Genomic DNA, 571 nt, shown 5'->3' with positions numbered 1-571 from the left:
GCTGGACGGAGCGCAATGGCTGGCTAATCTAAGCCATGCCGCATCAACCTGTCCCGCCAGCCAAACGAAGCTTCGCCCGTTCGCTCCGGCGTGTAATGACGGAAGCGGAAGACCGGCTGTGGCATGAACTGCGCGACCGCAGGCTCGACCGGATAAAATTTCGACGCCAGGTTCCTATTGGAAAGTACATTGCCGATTTCGTCTGCTTCGAAGCAGGCTTGGTCGTCGAGATCGATGGCAGCCAGCATGCGAAGTTGGATTCTGACCGCGTCCGCAAAACTCACCTGGAAGAGAAAGGCTTTCGCATTCTGCGCTTTTGGAACGATGACATTCTGAAAGATATGAACGCCGTTTGCGATACTATCATCGCCTATGCACGGGATACGAGTCTGCAGCCTTGGCGGTAGTGGCTCCGACTTCCCTTCTCCCACAGGGGGAGAAGGGAAGACCGCCAGCGACCTTCATCACAAACCGGTGAGCGCTGTAACGAAGCAGCAAGCAACGGCGAAGTGGGGAGATGAGCGGTGCATTCAGGCGCCGCCGCCCACGGAGCAAGCCGATGTCCCGCAAG

General features: G+C 57.6%; 1 protein-coding gene. It reads left to right on the top strand.

Annotated features, from left to right (window positions below; translation table 11 throughout):
* Nucleotides 1-35 precede the first annotated feature (35 nt).
* Nucleotides 36-407 (top strand): endonuclease domain-containing protein, encoded by a 372-nt coding sequence (locus EOB49_RS34570; protein ID WP_127383550.1) that lies wholly within the window; start codon nucleotides 36-38, stop codon nucleotides 405-407.
* The last annotated feature ends 164 nt before the right edge of the window (nucleotides 408-571 follow it).

It is taken from the genome of Mesorhizobium sp. M7A.F.Ca.MR.148.00.0.0 (assembly GCF_003997735.1).
Taxonomy (GTDB): Bacteria; Pseudomonadota; Alphaproteobacteria; order Rhizobiales; family Rhizobiaceae; genus Mesorhizobium.
This window is presented reverse-complemented; position numbering and strand designations above follow the sequence as displayed.

What these genes read in the sequence shown, in the direction of transcription:
- EOB49_RS34570 (WP_127383550.1), top strand. Translation starts at nt 36, where the DNA reads ATGCCGCATCAACCTGTCCCGCCAGCCAAACGAAGCTTCGCCCGTTCG.